Genomic DNA, 18,642 nt, shown 5'->3' with positions numbered 1-18,642 from the left:
CCCAACCCGAGGAGCAGCATCTCCACACCGCGCAAGGCGGGGCTCATCACGAGCATAAATAATCCGGAAGGCCGCTCTGGCTGCAGAGCGCGGGAACGCCGGACCGCCACATCACCGAGATGCGGCGGATGATGTCGCGGGTCTGCCGCGCTAATCAAGCAGGGCCACGGCCTCCACTTCGAACAGCATGCCGTCGACCGCCAGTTTGGGCACCGGGATCAAGGTCTGCGCCGGAAGCGTTTCGCCGAACATTTCCTTGACGCTCTCGGTCAACACCCCAAGCTTGGACATATCATGGTCGACCACGAAAACCGTGAGCTTGGCAACCCGATCTGTCCGGGCGCCGAGCGCATCAAGGGCAGTGCGCAAATTTGCGTAGCCCTGCTTAACCTGAACAGCGAAGTCAGGCGACAAGGCTCCGGTGCTGTCTTGGCCTCCCTGCCCGGAGATGTAGGCGACCCGGCCTTCGCGCGGCATGATCACCGCTGTGCTGTAGCCGTTCGGCGTCGGGTTGTAGAGTGTCTGTGGATTGACGATGGTCAGCTTGCGATCTTTCTCATTCGCTGGCGCCACCGTGGGAACTGCCATGGCCATGATGATAACCCCTCCGATAAGCACATGCTTGATTGTGCGTGACATGATTTTCTCTCGGCCTTGAGAACCGCGAGCGATGGACCCTCGTGGTCTGCAGGATTGAATTTTAGCTCGTTACAAAGATTGACTCGTACGCTGTACGATTAAATTACATCGTACAGCGTACGAGTCAATCGGTGAGTATCGACATGCGTCGCATTGTCGGCTTAGAACGACGTTCTGATCAGCGGGGAAAGCGGATGGCAGCCAAACGCAGCAGCGCGCAGAGCAACCGGTCTCAACGGAAGAATGTATCACTCCAGTCCGTGCAGGAACCACACGGTGACCCGCCTCTCTCTCTGGATCGGATCGTGGCCACCGCGGTGGAGCTGCTGGACGCCGAAGGGGTCGACGGATTGAAGATGCGTCGGCTGGCCGATCGCCTCGGCGCGGGCGCGATGAGCCTGTACTGGCATGTCGACAACAAGGAGGAGGTCTTTGATCTGGCGCTCGATGCGGTGCTTGAATATCGCGGACCTCTGCAAGCGGACGAGCCTGAAGACTGGCGCAGTGATGTTGTTCATCTGCTCCAAGACTGGCGCGCAAGCATGCTGCGCCATCCCTGGTCGGCGTCACTGCTATCGCGCCGGGCGCTCGGCCCGAACATCCTCAATCGCCTGGAACTGCTGGGCAAAATCCTGTCGAGAGCCGGTGTAGCGGACGCAGATCTGAACGTCGCGATATGGTCGTTGTGGAATTATGTGATGGGCGCCACGATCACCCGGGCGAGCTTCGGCCTCTCGGATGATGACCAAGCTGCAGCGCAACAGCGTCTTACACGCCTCAGCGAACACTATCCGACAATCGAACGCTCCCGTCTGCTGTTGGACAGCGATTGGGACGGCACGTTCAGGAAGGGCCTCGACTTCCTGCTTGATGGGCTCTCACCAGGTCAAAACTCCGGTTCGCGGTGATGCCGCAACTGCGCAGGATCGCCGCATGCTTTCCCGATGGAGGCGAAGCAACCGGAGTTGTTATCCGGCGCCGTCATGACACGGCGCCATTTTGTTCTCTTTCGTTGTCTGCCTCCGGGGCTCGTGCCAAAAAGGTCAGGACGCCTGATTGACCTTCAGCTTCGCCTGCTCGAGCACCCAGTATTCCATGTCGAACAGATCAGCTTCTCCAATCGGCGTGTAGCGGCCATAGGATTCGGCAGCATTGATCGCCCGTGTTGCCTGCTCGCACAGGTCCCCTGCGATCGTCGCGGCTTTGGCGTTTCCTCCGATTGCGAACATACCTTCGCCGCGCACGACCACGACGCGTGGATAGGCATCCAACATGGTCTTTGCATCAGGCGTTCGGCCGGCATTCCGCTGAAAATACGCGCGGTATTCGGCGCGATAGCGTTCAACTGCTGCCGCGATCTCGTCCGCATCCGCTTCTGGTTCGATTATCATCGGCCACGGCTTGATGCGGATGACGTGATCCGGCGTTACCGTACCTCTTCGAGAAACACTCTCGAGATCACCCCGCAACGCGTAGGTGCGAATGGCTGGCGTCGAGCGAAAGTCGACCGACAACGCGTGTTCGAAGGGGGAGCCGGCGCCGGCCAATGCCTTGGTCAGCCGCGCCGTCAGACCGGCGTCAGCCACTCGGTCATTTGGCTGGGGGCCCGTCAGCACAACTTCTTTTCGGGCAAGCTCCTGTTCCGCCATATCGACGAATTCGATCATCAGTTCGTAGGATGCGCGGGCCGTGCCGGCGAAGGTGAACAGGCCATGGTTTTCGAGCCAGAGGCCTTCGCAATCAGGGTGAGCCTGAAAGATACGATCTGCTTCGATAGACAGGTCAAAGCCCGGCATCACATAGGGCACGTAGGCGACCCGGTCGCTGTAGATGCGCACAACAGTATCGCGCATATCGGGTTGGTCCGCCAGCGCGAGGATCGCGGTTGCATGCGTGTGGTCAACGAAGTCGTGCGGGATGAAGGCATGCAAAAGCGCCTCCACCGAGGGATTGGGTGCGCCGGCATCCAACAGATTGGTGCGCAGCAAGGCGACCATGTCAGGGTCGGAAAGCCTGGGCCCGTCGCGCGCGGCCAGAAGTTCCGGCAGCCGTACCGCCGGCAGACCCGGCGCCTCGATGGTGTCGAGATCCCAGCCGCTGCCCTTGATATGCATGAGAGCGCTGCCGTCCTCGCCTCTCACCTTGACCGAGGTATTGCCTCCGCCGTGCAGCACGAGGTCCGGATCGCCACCGATGATGCGCGAGGTATAAATGCGCAGCCCCAACGCTTCGCTATGGCCGGCGGACCGGGCGGCCTCCACGTAACGGTCGGCGTCGATGTCGTTCCAGCGGCTCTTCATGATGGTTTTCCATTCTTCAGCAAAGTGAGAACGGGCGGCCACTCATAGGCCGCCCGGCATGGTGTTTTCTGGCTCAGAAGTCGAAGTTGCCGATGTTGTCCTTGGTGAAGACGGTCCGCTCGGGCAGCAGTACGATACCGTTGCCTTCGGCTTCGTAGTCGTAGCCCTGGACCTTGTTGGCCGAGACTTCGACCGTGCCGACGCCTGGGACTTCCAGCTTGTCACCGACCTTCATCGGCCCATTTTTCAAGACGTGGTCAGCGACAAAGACCGAGATCTTGCCCTGTTGGGTCACATCCCAGAGGCCGAACCGCTTGATCGTGCCCCGCTCGATGTAGGGACGCATGACGTTGGGGGTCGAGAACCCGACGATGGTGACACCGTCGGCCCGCTTCAGGTTTTCGGCGGCCTGGGCGGCGGCAGGCAATGCGTTGGCGTCAGGCGCGATGATCGCGTCGAGATCCGGGTAAGTCTGCAGGATGCTTTCGGCCGTCTGCAGCGACTTCTGCGCATCGTTGTAGCCATACTGCGTGGTGACGATCTCCCAGCCGGGATGCTCCTTGGCGATCTTCGCCTTGGCAGCTTCCGCCCAGGCGTTCTGGTCGGTGACGGTCGGGCTCGAATAGAAGAAGGCAACCTTCGCCTTTTCCTTCTTCACGCCCTCGCCGGCCATGTCGACGAGCAGGCTGCCAAGCTGTTCGGGCGTGCCCTGGTTGATGTAGTAGCTGCGGCAATCCGGATTGACGTCGCTGTCCCAGGTCATCACCAGCACTCCGCGCTCCATTGCACGCTTCAGCGCCGGGCACAGCCCATCCGGCGAAACGGATGAAACGATGATGGCGTTGTAGCCCTGGTTGACGTAGTTGTTGATGAACTGCACCTGCCCGGAGACGCTCGGCTCGGTCGGACCATCGTAGGTGACCTTCGCGCCGACTTCTTCGCCGGCCTTCACGGCGCCAGCACCGCCGCTGGTAAAGAAACCGACCCCGACCAGCTTGGGGATGAAGGCGATCTGGGATTCGGCCTGAGCCGTTCCGGACGCGAGCATGGTGCCGGCAAGAAGGCTGGCCGCAAGGGCAGCGATTTTGATCATGGTGTTGGTCATTTTCTTTCTCCTCCTGAAGTAATTACCGCCCGGCCTTTCTGCTGCCTGGCAACGGCGACGAAATCGGCAAGCAAAGCGCTTCCGTGGCGCAATGCGACCGCTATAACCAGCAACCCTCCCGAAAGTGCGCTGGAAATCTGGCTTGAAACACCGCTCGCCTGCAGGCCCTGCTGCAGATAGCCGATGACGAACGTGGCGATGAGCGTTCCGAGAATGGAACCCTGGCCGCCGTAAATGGACGCGCCGCCAAGGACGGCCGCCGTGACGGCCGGAAGCAGCGTCGCGGCGCCGAGATCGACGCGCGCCGAGCCGAAATAGGCGGACATGACAAGCCCGGCTATTGCGGCGCATAGCCCGGTGACGACGTAGGTAATGGTCTGGATGGTGGCCACGGGAATGCCGGCGAAACGGGCTGCACTCTCCGATTGCCCCACAAGAAACACGGCACGGCCGAAGCGCGTGAAATGCAGCAGCACGACCAGAACGAAGGCAAGTCCGAGAAAGACGGCAAGGGTCGCGGGCAGCCCGAACAGCTGTGCGTAGCCGAACCCGTTGAAGGCTTCGGGGAAGTTGCCGATCCCTTCGTAGCCGCCAGCCCCAACAAGGCCGGAGGCGACGGTGGCAGTCCCCTGAAACAGATACAGACTGCCGAGGGTCACGACGAGCGGCTGGATCTTCGACAGGTGGATGACCGCAGCGTTGAAGAGACCGCAGAGCGCGCCGGTCGCAAGCGCCAGCAGGATCGATAGCGGCAGCGGTACGGCGTAGAAGGTCGCGACCCCGAAGACGATTGCCGCAAGGCCAATGGCCGATGCGAAGGACACATCGATGCCGCCGGCGATGATCACCAAGGTCAGCGGCAAGGCAACGATGCCGATCTGGACGAAGTCCGAGGTCCCGTAGATCAGGTTCGCAGGATTTAGAAAACGCGGGTTGATGATGCCGAAGATTGCCAGTTCCGCCACCAGCATGGCGAGCAGCGCGGTCTCCCAGCGGAAGATCAACTTTTTCATCGGCTCGCCTCCGCGATCCCAGTTGTTGAAGACGTGGCATCGTGGACGGGCGCACGATCATGGATGGCGTAGCGGCGCGCACGAATGCGCCGCTCGATCAGTTGACGGATGCGGCCGTCAAGCAGGAGCACCGAGAGCAGCAGCGCACCGGCGATGAAGTCGTTCCAGTAGGCCGGGATCTTCAGGAAGACGAGCGCGCTGTCGATCGACGTGATGAAGATCACCGCGGCGACAACGCCTGCGACCGATCCGGTGCCACCGAGAAGACTGACGCCGCCGAGAACATTGACCGCGATCGCCTTGAGTTCGATGCCGTTGCCCGCCTGGTTCGGGATGAAGCCGATCTGGGCGGCAAAGACGATGCCGGCCAGCGCCGCGCAAGATCCAGCGGCAACGAAAGCGGCAAATTGCACGCGCCGCACCGGCACGCCGAGGTGGTGCGCTGCCGCCTTGTTGTCGCCGACCGCGTAGAAGAAACGGCCGAAGCGCGTCTTGCGCAGGAACAGCCAGAGCGCAACGACGAGCAGCACGACGACGACTGTCAACGCTGAAAAGCCGAAGCCCAGATTGGTCGAAAATGCCTTCAAGTCCTGGGGTAGGTCCTCGATCCAGCGTCCACCGGTCAATACCAGCATGATGCCGCGGTAGAGGCCAAGGGTCCCAAGCGTGGCGACGATCGACGGTATGCCGAGATAGGCGACCATCAGCCCGTTGAATGCACCTGCCAGGGCGCCGGTGAGCAGGCAAAGCGCGATCGCCAGCGGAAGGCTGAACCCCGCATTCAACAGCAGGCCAAGCACGGCGGCACTCAGGCCGAGCACCGAGCCGCTGGACACATCGATGTTGCGCGTCAGGATGACGACCATGGTGCCGAGCGAGATCAGCATCAGCACCAGACTGCTCGAAAGCACTGTCGAGAGCGTTGCACCGGAGAGGTAACCCGGCGCTGCCGCGCCGATTGCCGCGTAGGCAAGGGCCAGGATGAGGATGAGGGTAACAACGCGGTTGCGGGCAAAGAGATCAAGCATGGTGAGCCTCCGAGGCGCCGAAGGCCAGTCTGGCGATGGCATCGACGCTGATCGCCTCCGAAAGTTCGCCGCCGTGCCGGCCAAAGGCCATGACCTGCACGCGATCGGCCAATTGCTCGATCTCGTCGAAGTCGGAGGATATGAGGACGATGGCGACGCCTTCGCCGGCGAGCGTGCGGATCAGCGCGTAGATGTCATTGCGTGCGGCAACGTCGACCCCGCGCGTCGGCTCGTCGAGGATCAAAACCTTCGGCCCCGCCGACAGGCACTTTGCCATGAGGACCTTCTGCTGGTTGCCCCCGGAGAGACCACGGGCTGCCTGCCCGGCGCCGGTACATTTTATGCCCATGCTGTCGCGGAAGCCGTCGAAGATCCGGCGCTCGGTTCCCGAGCGCAGGAAAAACGGCAGGCGATGGATCAGATAGGACGAAACATTCCAGTAGAGTGGCGCTTCGAGGAACAGGCCATTCTGCTGGCGATCCTCCGGCAGATAGACGAGGCCATGATCGATGCACGACCGTGGCGATCGGCCCTTCAGCGCCTTGCCTTCCAGATGCACGCTGCCGGCGCTTTGTTTGCGTAGGCCGAAAAGTGTCTCTGCAAACTCCGTACGCCCGGCACCGACGACACCGGCAAGACCGAGGATTTCCCCCGCCCTGACGTCGAGATCGATGTCACGAAAACCCTCTCCCGACAGCCCGCGCACCGTGAGCCTCGGTTGACCGATCTGCGCCACCTTGCGCCCTGCCTTGGCGGTTCCTCCGTCGGCTGCAAGCTGTACGCGGCTCATTGCCTCGACGATCTCTGCGTCCGTATACTCGTCGAGCGGCCCCGACAGCACGATGACGCCGTCCCGCAGCACACTGATGGTGCTGCAGATCTCCCGGATTTCCCGCAGCTTGTGGGAAATGAAGAAGATGCCGACGCCTTGGCCCTGCAGTTTGCGGACGCGCTCGAAAAGTGCGCTCGTCTCAAAGGGGGTCAGAGCCGAGGTCGGTTCGTCGAGGATAAGGACGCGCGCGTCCCGCACCAGGCCGCGCAGGATTTCGACGATCTGCCGCTCGGCAATCTCCAGCGAGGCAGCCTGCGCATCGAGGTCCACGGCAACGGCAAGCTCGGCGACAAGCGTCTCGACGCGAGGCCGCAGCGAGCGTGGCGACGACTTCAAGCCCAGGCAGATATTCTCAAGCACCGTCTGGTTTGGCAGGATATGCGCTTCCTGCGGCACGAGATAGAGGCCGAGATCCTGGGCGAGCGCCGGCGAGGCGTGCGTCAACGTCCGGCCGTTGATTTCAATGCGGCCCGAATTGGCGGGAATCACCCCGGACATGATCTTCATCAGACTGGATTTGCCGGCGCCATTGCCTCCAAGCAGCGCGTGCACCTCTCCAGCTTCGAGCGCCAATGAGACGCCCTTCAGGACCGGCACCGCACCATAGGATTTCCAGATGTCCTCTAGAAGGGCGACCCTCCCGGCCGCTTGTTCCTTCGCCATTCCCCACCTGTTCAAATGTATTCGACTAGCATCATGTGATCATATCGACCGTATGCCGTCAATATGCTCATCCGTACCTAACCACGCCTCGGATCGCTAATATGGCGGCGATTGTGCGAATAACCGCACGAAATCAGTTGGTTGCCAGGCAATAGATTTTTTCGGCGCTCAACACCGTTGACGTATCAAATGTTTTTGAGATACTCAAATGATCATAACAACCCAAAGGAATGGGCCGCATGGCTTCGGACAATGGCGAGTGGAGTTACGCGGATGCGGACGAGGAAACCCTCACCCGCATTGCCTGGTACTACTACAATGATGGCTTGACCCAGAACGAGATCGGCGAGCGACTGAACATGTCGCGCATCAAGGTGTCTCGCCTTCTGGAAAGCGGCCGCCGTTCCGGCATTATTCAGGTGCGCATCAATTCACGCTATCAGGGTTGCCTGACGCTGGAACGCGAGATCAAGGAGCGCTATGGGCTGCTGGAGGCCTACGTCGTGCCGCAGTTGCCCGACCAGGACCCGAGTGATCGTCTCGGCCAGGCGGCAGCCCAATTCCTCATGCAACGCCTGCAGCATGGCGACCTCCTGGCGGTGGGCTGGGGCGCTACCGTCAGCAACACCATCCAGCGGCTTGGCCATCTCGCCAACGAACGCGATATCGGTCTCGTCAGCCTGACCGGCGGCGTCGGAACCTATGTGGACGGCATGCGCACGGCCAACTGGGGTAGCAGCGTTCATCTTGTGCCCGCGCCACTTGTCGTCAGAGACCCACAGGTTGCAAGCAACCTTTCTTCGGAACCGGCCGTCGCCAACCTGCTCGATATGGCGCTCAACGCTTCCTTCCAGCTCGTTGGCATCGGTGAGCTTTCACCCGCCTCGACAGTCGTGCGCTCCGGTTATGTCACGCCGGATGAAGTCGAGCCGCTGCGTCGCAAGGGTGCGGTCGGCGACATCCTTTGCCAGTTTTACAACGAACAGGGCGAGGTGCTGGATCTGCCGCTGCACGATCGCGTGATCGGGGTGAAGCTTGCGACCCTGTCGCGGGCCGAAAAGGTGGTGGCCGCGGCAGGTGGCCTGCAAAAGGTACAAGCCATCCATTCCGCCTTGCGGGGAAAATTCGTCGGTATCCTCATCACCGATGAAACGACGGCCGCCGGACTGCTCGAGATCAAGGGCTAAGCATACGATGAACGCACGTTATCTCCTCGCAGTCGACGCGGGCACGGGCAGCGGCCGCGCTGTCGTCTTCGACCACGATGGCAATCAGATCGCCAGCGCCCAACATGAGTGGTGGCACAAGCCTGATCCGCGCTTTGCCGGCTCGATGGATTTCGATGTTGCAGGCAACTGGGCCCTTTTGGCGCGGGCGATCCGGCGCGTCATTGCCGATGCGGGGATCCGGGCAGCGGACATCGCAGCCGTCAGTGCCACCAGCATGCGCGAAGCCATTGTCGCCTATGATCGCGACGGCCATGAAATCTGGGCCTGCGCCAATGTCGACAGCCGCGCCAACAATGAGGTGCGCGACCTGAAGCGGGACTTCCCGCAGCTTGAGGCGGAACTATACGCCCAATCCGGACAGACCTTTGCGCTCGGCGCCCTACCCCGGCTGCTCTGGCTGAAACGTAACCTTCCCGATGTCTATGATCGCGTGCATCGCGTCAGCATGCTTTCGGACTGGGTGCTCGCCCGGCTTTCGGGCGTGATCGCCAGCGATCCGTCCAATGGCGGTACGACCGGCCTCTACAGCCTGATGGAGCGCAACTGGCTCCCGGATGCGATGGCCAGCGCCGGCATGCGCGACGATATCTTCCCGCCGAGTGCCGAGCCGGGGGCCGTGATCGGTCACGTGACGGCAAAGGCAGCTGATGAAACCGGCCTTGCCGCGGGTACACCGGTGGTGATGGGCGGCGGCGACTGCCAGATCGGCGCGGCGGGTCTCGGCGTCGTCAACGAAGGTGATTGCGCCGTGCTCGGCGGTACCTTCTGGCAGCAGGTGGTCAATGTGGCACCATCCGTTACGGATCCGTCGATGGACCTGCGCATCAACCCTCACGTCGTGACGGGTCTCAACCAGGCCGAGGCGATCAGCTTCTTCGTCGGCATCGTCATGCGCTGGTTTCGCGACAGCTTTGGTGCCGAGGAGATCGCCGCCGCCGGCAGCGGTGGTGACGCCTATCGTTTGCTTGAGCAGAAGGCGGCGCTGGTTCCTCCGGGAGCCTACGGCATTATCCCGGTGTTCTCGGACGTGATGCACTATGGAAAATGGTATCACGCGGCCCCGTCACTGCTGAACCTCTCCATCGACCCAGAAAAATCCGGCAAGGCAGCAATCTTTCGCGCCCTGCAGGAAAACGCAGCCATTGTCGCGGCTCGCAACCTCGCCGCCATTTTCCAGCTTTCCGGCAAGACGCCTAAGAAGATCGTCTTTGCGGCCGGCGCCTCCAAGTCCGCCCACTGGTCGCAAATCCTTTCGGACGCAACCGGACTGCCGGTTGTCACGCCTGTTGTCAAAGAGGCGACGGCTCTCGGCTGTGCGGCCGCAGCTGCAATCGGCATTGGTCTTCACCGCGACTTCGTCGAGGCCGCCGAGAGTTGGGTTCGCTGGGACCGGCATTTCGAACCCAATGTCGAGCACAAGGCGATTTACGATGACGCTGGTGAGCGTTGGGCCCGGGCCTACGCGCTTCAGCGTCAATTGGTCGATGAAGGCGTCACCACGGCCATGTGGAAGGCTCCCGGTCTCTAAACCCTTTCATCGCACGCACCAGCGTGCCGCTCTAACTTTACCAAGGAATACGACATGCTCATTCAGATGGTCAGCATCAACGTCAAGGAAGGCCATGCGGCCGAATTTCTCGAGGCCTTTCGCATCAATTACGAAGGCACTCGCAGCGAGCCGGGCAACCTGCGTTTCGACGTCCTACGCGATCCGCAGGACGAAAACACCTTTTTGATCTACGAAGTCTTTCAATCTGCAGAGGCCCTGGAAGAACATCGCAAGACCGAGCATTACAAGGAATGCGTCCGCATGATTGATCCCATTCTGGCTGGACCGCGGACCAAGGTCTACTACAACGCCGAGATGGCTGACTTTCTCTAAAGCGCCCGTGCGTTCGACGCCGCGAAGGTCGACCGGATGGCGCCCGCAACGAAGGCGGCACGGTATCCCGTCTACAGCGGCGTCGCGCCACAACCTGTGTCGCTGCGCACGATGGCTCCGGGCGATGCCTCGGCCTAGTTCGGGGCGATCGCCCTCACTCCGGCAGAGCTGAGGCCACCGCATCGCCAGACGCCATAGGCAGCGTGCGTGTCCCAGTCGTAGTAGAAGGCGGCCGTCAATTGCCCCGACAACATGAGGGTTTGAAACACGGACCGCATCGCCACGATCGCGTCGGCGCGTTTTCGGTCGTCGAGCGGGCATGAGCGGGTGGTGTTTGCCACCCCCCACTCGGTAACCCAGCAGGGCTTGCCCCGATCCCCTGTCGCACAGAAACGAAGGAGTCCGCGGATATAGCCGGCAAGCTTCGGCCCTGCCCTGCGTCCCGGATAGACGTGAATGCCATAGGCATCGACATAGCTGTCGATCCCGAGCGATTTCAGGAGTGAGATCACGTCTTCCGGGTCGAGGCGCTCCATGCCTCTTTGGTCCGCCTCGGCCGCATTCATGTCCGAGAGGCCGGCGGAGACAACCAGCGCATTCCTGCTGTGGGCCGTCGCCTTCAGCTCCTGCCTCGTAATTCTGGCAATCTCGACATAAGTCGCCAATCCACGCTCAAAAGCTTTCCGGTTGCGGATATCGGACACGCTGCGTGGTGTTGGGGGACCGGGTTCGCGAAACACGACCAGATCGCCATTATAGGCGCTGTAGTTGATCTCGTTGCCCGGCTCGACTGCGGCAAGCGTGACGCCTGCATCGTCCACGCGGCCAAGCGCCGCCTTGAGGCTTTCCCGATATCTGACCGGATCGAGGTCTGAAAGCCGGCGTATGTCCCATATGCGCCCGTAACCCGTTCGCGGGCCCACATCTTCGGCATAATAATCAGGATTCGTAAGCTGGATTTCGAGCAGGATCTTCAGCCCGAGACCGTGAGCGATCTCGACTGCTTCGATGCTCCTGTCAACCGGGGCCGACAGGGACAGCCGAACGTGCGTTGCGCCACTTGCCGCGATATCGCTCAGGATCTTCCTCTGTTCACCCGCGGGCAGCCAGGCAAGATTGACCCTGTTGATACCGAGGATGCCGGTTGCGCCTCGACCTTCTGCGTTCGCCGTGCCTGGCTCTATGGCAAAGAGCGAAAGCAGCGCGCAAAGAACGACCCTGCGCGCCACCGCATTCCATACGCCGCGCTCAGATCCCAATCTGACCGAGCACATTTCTGAAGTTGGCCTCGCAGGCCTGATAGCGGTCAATCGCCGCCTCGGAATCGATCTTCGACAGGAAGTTGGCGAGATAGGTGCGCTTGTCCGCCTCACGGTTCCAGGTCGCCGCCTCGATGTAGGGGAACCCGATGAACTCCAGCATTTCGCGCATGCGGTCGTCCACCGCGATCATCAGGGCGGGAACGCCCGCCTGCATGCCGATGATGCAGCCATGGAACCTGCGGCCGAAACACATGTCCCTGCTGGTGGTCCAGGTGCGCCACTGATTGGTGTCGAAGAACGCGATAAGCTCGTGCTCGCGCTGCCACTTTTCCTTGTGCTTGTACTGCGTCTCGCCGGTGATCCGTCCGCTGGCACGATCGTAAACCGGCGTCGCGTCGTCACCCGGCAGTTCCAGATTGTAGGCGATGACCTCATCCTGGACGACGTAGCTGGCAACGGATTTCGGACCGAGCAGGGCGTGCGCGTCGACGATCGTATCGGCAACACTGCCGAGATAACCGCCAAAGGCGATTTTCTGCGCGTCTGCGAGAGCCGGATTGGCAAGCGCCGTGAGGGACCGGGCCATCTGGTCGGGCGCGAAGTAGAGCGATGGGCAGCCCGTCGGCTTGACGAACTTCATCCCCTGCTCTTTCAGGAACTCTGCGGTAAAATAGCCCCGCGTCAGGAAGTAGCTCTCCCGGTTCCGGAGCACATCAAGGAACTTGAGCGTTCCGGCCGGCAGCAGTTCCTTGAGGCCCTCCTTGCGCTGGATGCCGATGCCCATCACCACAACCGGCATCTTCAGCTTGGCGAAAACCTCTGCCTCGAGATCGGCAGAGTACCCGGGGCGCAGCAGGTTGGCGGAAGCAAAGACGCAGAGATCGAACTCGCGGTTTGCCTGCTCGTAAACCTCGTCCGAGGATCGGTTGTTGGCCAGATGCCAGAACGGCACATAGGTAACATCGTGCCCTCGCAGGCTCTGGGCGGCCCCCTCGCCGATCAGATAATTGCCCGTGTTGGCAATCTTCCTGACCTGAGAGAGGAAGTCCTTTTTTGCCGTCAACTCGTCGAAGTACGGGCGATGATGCACCGTCAGGCCGGAAACCGAGCCGATCGTGCGCTGCAGATACGAGGGAATCCCAGTAAGTAAGATACGCATAACTGTCCTTTGAACGAGCCCTTGGGAGGATACCGGGTGCAACCGGAGCGTTTCCGGCCTGACGGAGGCCGCCAGAAACGCACTGGCTGTCTGTTTCCAAGCACGTCCTGGCGAGAAAGCCCGGACGCACCCTGACCGGAATTGCTCTATTGACCGATGCCGATTTCTCGCAACGTCGAGCGGAACGCACGTTCGCGGTCGGAGTATCTGTCGACGAGTTCCGAGGCATTGAGCTTCTTCAGATGGCCGGCGACGAACTCGCTGCGGTTTTCGGCGCCGTCGATCTCGTTGATGTCAACCGCCGGCAAACCGGTGTAGCCGAGCATTTCACGCATCCGGTCGTCCACCGCCACCATCAGGCTCGGGACACCCGCCTGCATGGCGATGATCGAACCGTGGAAGCGGCGGCCCAGGTTGAAGTCCATCGACGAAGCCCAGGCGCGCCACTGGTTGGTGTCGAAGAAGGTGCGCACCTGGAACGGCTTGCCGAGCCGGTCTGCGCCGGGATAGGCGAGGTTGCCGACCATGGTGCCGGAAGCCGTGTCGTAGACGCGACCCTCGCCATTGGGTTCGACGCTCATGTCGAAATGGAGAAACTCGTCCTGGACCACGTATTGCGGCACGCTGTCGCCGCCCGGCAGAGCCTTCGCATCCAGCACCGTATCCTGGTTGCCGCCGAGATAGCCGGAAAAAATGGTGCGCGCCTTGGCGACGTCAACCTCTGGTAGTTTCTTGAGCGATTTGCGCATGTTGTCGGGCATGAAATAGACGGACGGGCAGCCGGTCGGCCGCACGAACTTGAAGCCCTGGTCCTTGAGGAAACCTTCAGTCTCGAAGCCGCGCGTCAGGAAGAAATGTTCCCGATCCTTGAGGATGGCGAGCAACCGCTTGGTACCCTCCGGCAGATTGTTTTCCAGGTCCTTGCGGTTCTGCTGTCCGATGCCGAGCATGACGATCGGCATCTTGAGCTTTTCGAGCACATCGGCTTCCGCGTCGGCCGAGAGACCCTTGCGCAGCAGATTGGCGCAGGTGAAGACGCAGATATCGAAATTGGCGTTGAACTCGTCGAGGCCGACGCCGTTCTTGGCGCAATTGTAGAGATGCCAGAACGGCACGTGCTTGGCGTTTGGCGAAAGCGCTCGCAGCGCACCTTCGCCGATCAGGTAGTTGCCGGTGTTGCTGATATTGCGCAGCTCCTGCAGAAACTCCTCTTTCGTCTCCGGCTGTTTCTGACGCTCCGCATAGGAGACGGACAGACCGTGAGCGCCATTGACGAGGCGCGTGTAGTGGCCGGGAATACCGGTCACGAGAATCCTTGCAGGCATGCAATCGACCTTTCTGCTTAAAAGAAGGCGTGGGCTCAGCTGGCCGCCCGGATGCCGGCGTCAACCGCCGGGTCCGAGGGAAAGACGGCAGCTCTTGCCTGGGACGAGTTGTCGACCCAGGTGTCGCACCACGCGAGAAACTGTGAAAACGAGGAGGTCCACGAGCGACGGGATGCAGTCTTGATGCAGCCCTCGATCAGCGGAGCCAGTTGGTCCGGGTTGCGAGCAACCTTTTCGATAACGTCGGCCATCGACCTGACGACTTCGGGGTCGGCTGATGCATGGATCAGCACACCGTCTTCGCCATCGACGATCAGTTCGTCGACGGCGCCAACGGACGTGGCGATCGGAACACATCCGAGCTGCTGCGCTTCGGCGATGACGAGCGGAGCCCCTTCCCAGCGCGAGGGCATGACGAGCACATCCGCCCAGGACATCGCCTTGATGAGTTCCTTGCTGGCAAAGGCCGGCGGACGGACGTCAACGGAAAGATCCTTCAACCGTTCAGTCCAGGAGACACTGGAATCGGCGAGAATTTCTCCGCCGATGGCGCGCGCCTCGAAAGGAACGTTCCTTGCCCTCAGCTCTGACAGCATCGCGGCTAGCCGATCGATGCCCTTCTGCCGGTCGAGCCGACCCAGGTAGAGGACGCGCAGCTGCGCGTCGCCGCGCGGCTGTCTGCGGGTTGAGAAGACTTCGGTTTGAACTTTTGGTGGTACCGAAAAGCCCGCGCTGTTTGCGACGGCGAAGACCTTTGCGTGCGGCACGCCGAAACTGTGCAGGTAAGTCTTCAGCTGCTCCGAGCAGGTCAGGAATGCGTCATAGCAATGTTCGTGCGCAATAGCGGCAAAGGGCTGGCCTGCGGGACGCTTGAACGCGGTGTTGTCGACGACGTGAAGATAACATGCGGTGCGCGTCCCCTCGGAGCGCAGCCGTGCGATGAGGGGGTGGACGGCCATGACATGGTTGTTGATCACCAGATCGAAGCCCGAAAGCTGGCCCTTCAATGCTTGCCAGTCGACCCCATGCTCTTCGGCGATGAAGTCCTGGCCGAGGAAGGAGCCCGACCCACCCCATGCGGGAATGCCGAGATCCCAGAAGTGGATGTGATCAAAGCTCTGATCGAACTCGTCGATGACGTCCATCTTCGCGCTGCCGAGTACGAACAGATGCGTCTCGAAACCGGTTCGCTTCAGTTCTCGCGCAACGGCGTAAACGACCTTCTCGGCGCCGCCGAAGGAGGCGTTCGGCACCAAAAGTGCGGCGGTCCGCTTGCCGGCGCTGTGTCCGAGCGGCAGGACGGGCGAGCCACCGACTTCTCTGCGCAGTTCCCTATAGAGCTCGCCATAGGGCACCAACCGCGAAGGCCGCCACGTCCAACGCTTGCCCGACGTGTGACGCAAGGGGCTTGAAGCAATCGCGTTGATGCAATTGACCATCATCTGCTGCGGCGTGATCAGCGATCGGCGCGGCAGGCTCCTGGGGAAAGGAAAGCGAACCTTGAGCAACGTTACCGTCGGCCAGACCTGCTGGTTGCCGATCGATGCGAACCACTCCACCGCATTGTTCAGGATCACGTCTCTGACGAGAGGGGTCGGAACGAAAACGAGATCCGCCGAACCGATATTCTGAGATCCTGCAGGCAGGGCAACCACCTCGATCCCGCGCTTCGCGCCATCATTGGCGAGCTGAACGAACAATGCGTTGGTATTTTCGCTCAACCGCTCCAGGTGGGCGAGTATGTTCGGAAGCATGCGTGAGCGCAGCAGGAGGTCGAAGGCCGAACCGCTGCCTGCCACGAGAAAGGGTGGGAAATGCGCGTTGTCCGGTTCGCCGACATTCGCCCAGAACGCCGGGATGATATCATCAAGACGAAGCACGGTCGGTGACTTGGTCGGATCGGTAAACAGCGAGATCGACGCGTTCTCGGTGCGAGCGAAGAGATAGCGCGGAGCGTCCTCGTGCTCGAAATCCACAAGCATTGGCCGTCTGTAGAGAGCCTTGTGGCGTTTTCTGAGGTAGCTGACCGATGTGGCGCGTTCCCGGTTGGCTTCCTTGAACCGGCTTTCGGCGCGCAAGCGATATTCAAAGACCGTGTCGTGGCAGGGCACCCCGACGAAGCCGTTCTCAATGCAGGACAACCAGAATTCCCAATCTTCAAAGCCGTTCTGCCGGTCGTCGCTGAAGCGCACGCCTGAGCGGAAAACGTCGATGGAAATCAGCGATCCCGTGTCGCAAATATTGTCCGTGATGCAATGCGCCAGCCGCGAATATTGATTGCCGTAATGCGCACGCCAGGACACGGAAAACGTATCTATATTGGTGTAGACCCAGCCGCAGGCAGTATCGTTGAGCTTTTGGTAGAGTGTTTCGATCGTGCGTGGCAGAACTCGATTGTCGGCGTCGAGGAAATACACCGCCCGAGCCTCGGGCAGGTGCTCGACAATGAAGTCGATGGCGCGATTGCGGGCGCCACCCGGCCCCGCATTGCGGCCGAATATCACGTGAATGAACGGATGGGCCGCAGCGTAGAGCAACAGTTGGTCGAATGTCTCGTGGCACGGGTCGCCATCGACCGAAACCACGATCGCAAGCCGGGATGTGCTAAGGTCGGACGCCAGTGCGGATTCGATGGCTTCCATGACAAGCGCCGCATGGCCGTAGAGCGGCATCGCGATCGCGATAAGATCAGCCTCCGGGTTACCGGACATCCAGGGCCTCCGTCGATTGCTTGACCAGTCGGAAGCTCGATACCTTGAGCCAGCAAAAATCGACGCTATCACCCGCTGCCCGGCTGAGGATGATCAGATCCATCGGAACACGGATCGGCTCGTCCATCTGCATGCTGATGCTGATCGATTGCTGCGCACCGACCTCTCGCCAACCACTGAACAGGGTCGAGGGTTTTACCGTGCCCTTGCGGGCGAGTTCGGCGACCTCCGCACGCGCGTTCGAACTGGCGGGGCTCAGGAGAAAGCTGACGGCTGCCGGCGCACCTTTGGGGTGATCGATAATGGCGCTTGCCGACAACGAGACCGTGCCGGGTTCGATGGCACGATTGATCGCGCCGGCCGAAATGCCGCTTGCCAGGGGATGACAGACGATCGCGTGTTCGTGGTCGAGAAACCGGATAGTCTGGAAGTCCGGGACAATTTGAGTGACGGAAACGTCTGCAATTTGGCTTAGTTTCTCAAGCCCAAGCCTGTAATCGATAGTGAACTGCCCTTCCAGCAAGCTGGTCGGGGCAATCATGTTCGCAGTGCTGGCAGGCTTAACCCCAGGCAAACCCGTGAACACCCTGAACGCAAGCGGGCGCAGGTCGAGGTCAGGATGCGGGTGTTCCGAGCGCGCCGAGTATCGCTCGCTGGCGATATGGTGCCCAAGCGAAAGACCAAGTGCGTCCGATCCGCTGGCAGATACCCGCAGACGAAGGGTCCGCGCCGCGCCGCCACAGGCACGCGGCAGCGAAAAGAAGTTCCAGCCAGTGGCCAGGCCGACATAGGGAACATTCCACTCCGCAATGCCTTCGCCACTTTCCAGATAACTCAAGCCGACGATCAGCTCACCAGTGCCCTTCGGCAATGAATGAAAGTGCAAGGCAAAGCCGGCGACGCCGAGGCTCGATACGGGGAGAAGCTGCTCGATGAATGCGCTGCTCAACAGCTGTCCGACGCCCTCATCTTTCGGATCGGCAAAGGGATCATGCGCGAAGACTTCGGCCACCGGCTCCCAGTTCCGGGCATGGAAGGCGTCTTCCAAGAGACGATAGTTCTCAAAAAGTTCTTCACGCTCGCGCCGGAGCATTGCGAGCTCAGATGTGATCGAAGACGTGTATCGGGCCAGCCGTCCGATACCGTCTTCGGCAAGCGCGCGCAGAAGCGCAGAGCTCTCCGCCACGTTGGCGGGGTCAAGGCGCAAGACCGCCAGCTCCGGAACTGTGCGCAAGGCAGAGAGACGTGCCAGCCCCTTCTTCAGATCCGTCTCGCCCTTGTCGGAGAATGCGACCGCAGCGATCGGAAAACTATCCTTCAACATGTCGAAGGAGCCGTCGTCAGGTGCCAGGTAATCCACGAGATGGGCGACATTGCTGCCCTGCAGGATCGCCCGATCGCGATCCGATGCCAGCAGCAGCTTTTTCAAACCGAGTCGGGGCCCTAAGGCGGATTGTCTTACTTCTTGCACGCAACGCCCTCAGAAGAAACGAT

15 protein-coding genes are annotated in these 18,642 nt (G+C 61.1%); 4 read left to right on the top strand and 11 right to left on the bottom strand.

What is annotated here, in order from left to right; translation table 11 throughout:
- Window positions 1-150 precede the first annotated feature (150 nt).
- Window positions 151-639 carry a RidA family protein gene (locus tag LPJGGPFB_RS22375; RefSeq protein WP_173422088.1) on the bottom strand — a complete coding sequence of 163 codons (489 nt, stop codon included), beginning with the start codon at window positions 637-639 and terminating at the stop codon, window positions 151-153.
- A gap of 194 nt (window positions 640-833) precedes the next feature.
- On the opposite strand from LPJGGPFB_RS22375, the gene LPJGGPFB_RS22370 reads away from it, so the two are divergent.
- The gene (locus LPJGGPFB_RS22370; protein ID WP_173422087.1) at window positions 834-1,547 is read left to right on the top strand and encodes a TetR/AcrR family transcriptional regulator; all 714 of its coding nucleotides are present in this window, start codon (window positions 834-836) and stop codon (window positions 1,545-1,547) included.
- A 135-nt stretch (window positions 1,548-1,682) separates the two neighbouring features.
- Here LPJGGPFB_RS22370 and LPJGGPFB_RS22365 read toward each other — a convergent pair whose 3' ends face one another.
- The 5 genes from LPJGGPFB_RS22365 to lsrA form a co-directional block, all read right to left on the bottom strand.
- A complete protein-coding gene (locus LPJGGPFB_RS22365; RefSeq protein ID WP_173422086.1) occupies window positions 1,683-2,939 on the bottom strand; it encodes a class II aldolase in 1,257 nt (418 codons plus the stop codon).
- Window positions 2,940-3,012: 73 nt separating this feature from the next.
- Window positions 3,013-4,044 carry an autoinducer 2 ABC transporter substrate-binding protein LsrB gene (gene lsrB, locus LPJGGPFB_RS22360; protein WP_209789833.1) on the bottom strand — a complete coding sequence of 344 codons (1,032 nt, stop codon included), beginning with the start codon at window positions 4,042-4,044 and terminating at the stop codon, window positions 3,013-3,015.
- Window positions 4,041-5,057, bottom strand: a complete 1,017-nt coding sequence (locus LPJGGPFB_RS22355; protein ID WP_173422085.1) for an ABC transporter permease subunit — start codon at window positions 5,055-5,057, stop codon at window positions 4,041-4,043. Before LPJGGPFB_RS22355 ends, lsrB begins: the two co-directional genes overlap by 4 nt.
- Window positions 5,054-6,085 carry an autoinducer 2 ABC transporter permease LsrC gene (gene lsrC / locus LPJGGPFB_RS22350; RefSeq protein WP_173422084.1) on the bottom strand — a complete coding sequence of 344 codons (1,032 nt, stop codon included), beginning with the start codon at window positions 6,083-6,085 and terminating at the stop codon, window positions 5,054-5,056. Before lsrC ends, LPJGGPFB_RS22355 begins: the two co-directional genes overlap by 4 nt.
- Window positions 6,078-7,580: an autoinducer 2 ABC transporter ATP-binding protein LsrA gene (lsrA, locus tag LPJGGPFB_RS22345; protein WP_173422083.1), complete on the bottom strand. Its 1,503-nt coding sequence runs from the start codon at window positions 7,578-7,580 to the stop codon at window positions 6,078-6,080. Before lsrA ends, lsrC begins: the two co-directional genes overlap by 8 nt.
- A gap of 239 nt (window positions 7,581-7,819) precedes the next feature.
- Here lsrA and LPJGGPFB_RS22340 point away from each other — a divergent pair, with 239 nt between their 5' ends.
- The 3 genes from LPJGGPFB_RS22340 to LPJGGPFB_RS22330 are packed head-to-tail and all read left to right on the top strand — an operon-like array spanning window position 7,820 to window position 10,691.
- On the top strand, window positions 7,820-8,767 hold the full coding sequence (locus LPJGGPFB_RS22340) for a sugar-binding transcriptional regulator (RefSeq protein WP_173422082.1): 948 nt from the start codon (window positions 7,820-7,822) through the stop codon (window positions 8,765-8,767).
- A 7-nt stretch (window positions 8,768-8,774) separates the two neighbouring features.
- A complete protein-coding gene (gene lsrK, locus LPJGGPFB_RS22335; RefSeq protein WP_173422081.1) occupies window positions 8,775-10,337 on the top strand; it encodes an autoinducer-2 kinase in 1,563 nt (520 codons plus the stop codon).
- A 54-nt stretch (window positions 10,338-10,391) separates the two neighbouring features.
- Complete coding sequence (locus tag LPJGGPFB_RS22330) at window positions 10,392-10,691, top strand: antibiotic biosynthesis monooxygenase (RefSeq protein WP_173422080.1); 300 nt, start codon at window positions 10,392-10,394, stop codon at window positions 10,689-10,691.
- Between the two features lie 134 nt (window positions 10,692-10,825).
- On the opposite strand, the gene LPJGGPFB_RS22325 is transcribed toward LPJGGPFB_RS22330, so the two are convergent.
- From LPJGGPFB_RS22325 to LPJGGPFB_RS22305, 5 genes are all read right to left on the bottom strand, one after another.
- Window positions 10,826-11,920, bottom strand: a complete 1,095-nt coding sequence (locus tag LPJGGPFB_RS22325; protein ID WP_427858282.1) for a vWA domain-containing protein — start codon at window positions 11,918-11,920, stop codon at window positions 10,826-10,828.
- Window positions 11,921-11,939: 19 nt separating this feature from the next.
- On the bottom strand, window positions 11,940-13,112 hold the full coding sequence (locus LPJGGPFB_RS22320) for a polysaccharide pyruvyl transferase family protein (RefSeq protein WP_173422078.1): 1,173 nt from the start codon (window positions 13,110-13,112) through the stop codon (window positions 11,940-11,942).
- A 146-nt stretch (window positions 13,113-13,258) separates the two neighbouring features.
- On the bottom strand, window positions 13,259-14,437 hold the full coding sequence (locus tag LPJGGPFB_RS22315; protein WP_173422077.1) for a polysaccharide pyruvyl transferase family protein: 1,179 nt from the start codon (window positions 14,435-14,437) through the stop codon (window positions 13,259-13,261).
- Between the two features lie 35 nt (window positions 14,438-14,472).
- Window positions 14,473-17,148 carry a glycosyltransferase gene (locus tag LPJGGPFB_RS22310; protein ID WP_173422076.1) on the bottom strand — a complete coding sequence of 892 codons (2,676 nt, stop codon included), beginning with the start codon at window positions 17,146-17,148 and terminating at the stop codon, window positions 14,473-14,475.
- Complete coding sequence (locus LPJGGPFB_RS22305) at window positions 17,138-18,619, bottom strand: DUF6212 domain-containing protein (RefSeq protein ID WP_173422075.1); 1,482 nt, start codon at window positions 18,617-18,619, stop codon at window positions 17,138-17,140. The genes LPJGGPFB_RS22310 and LPJGGPFB_RS22305 overlap by 11 nt, the downstream gene beginning before the upstream one ends.
- Window positions 18,620-18,642: the final 23 nt, after the last annotated feature.

It is taken from the genome of Ensifer adhaerens (genome assembly GCF_013283195.1).
Taxonomy (GTDB): Bacteria; Pseudomonadota; Alphaproteobacteria; order Rhizobiales; family Rhizobiaceae; genus Ensifer; species Ensifer adhaerens_G.
Note: the sequence above shows the minus strand (reverse complement) of the source record. Positions and strands in the feature narration are given on the sequence as shown.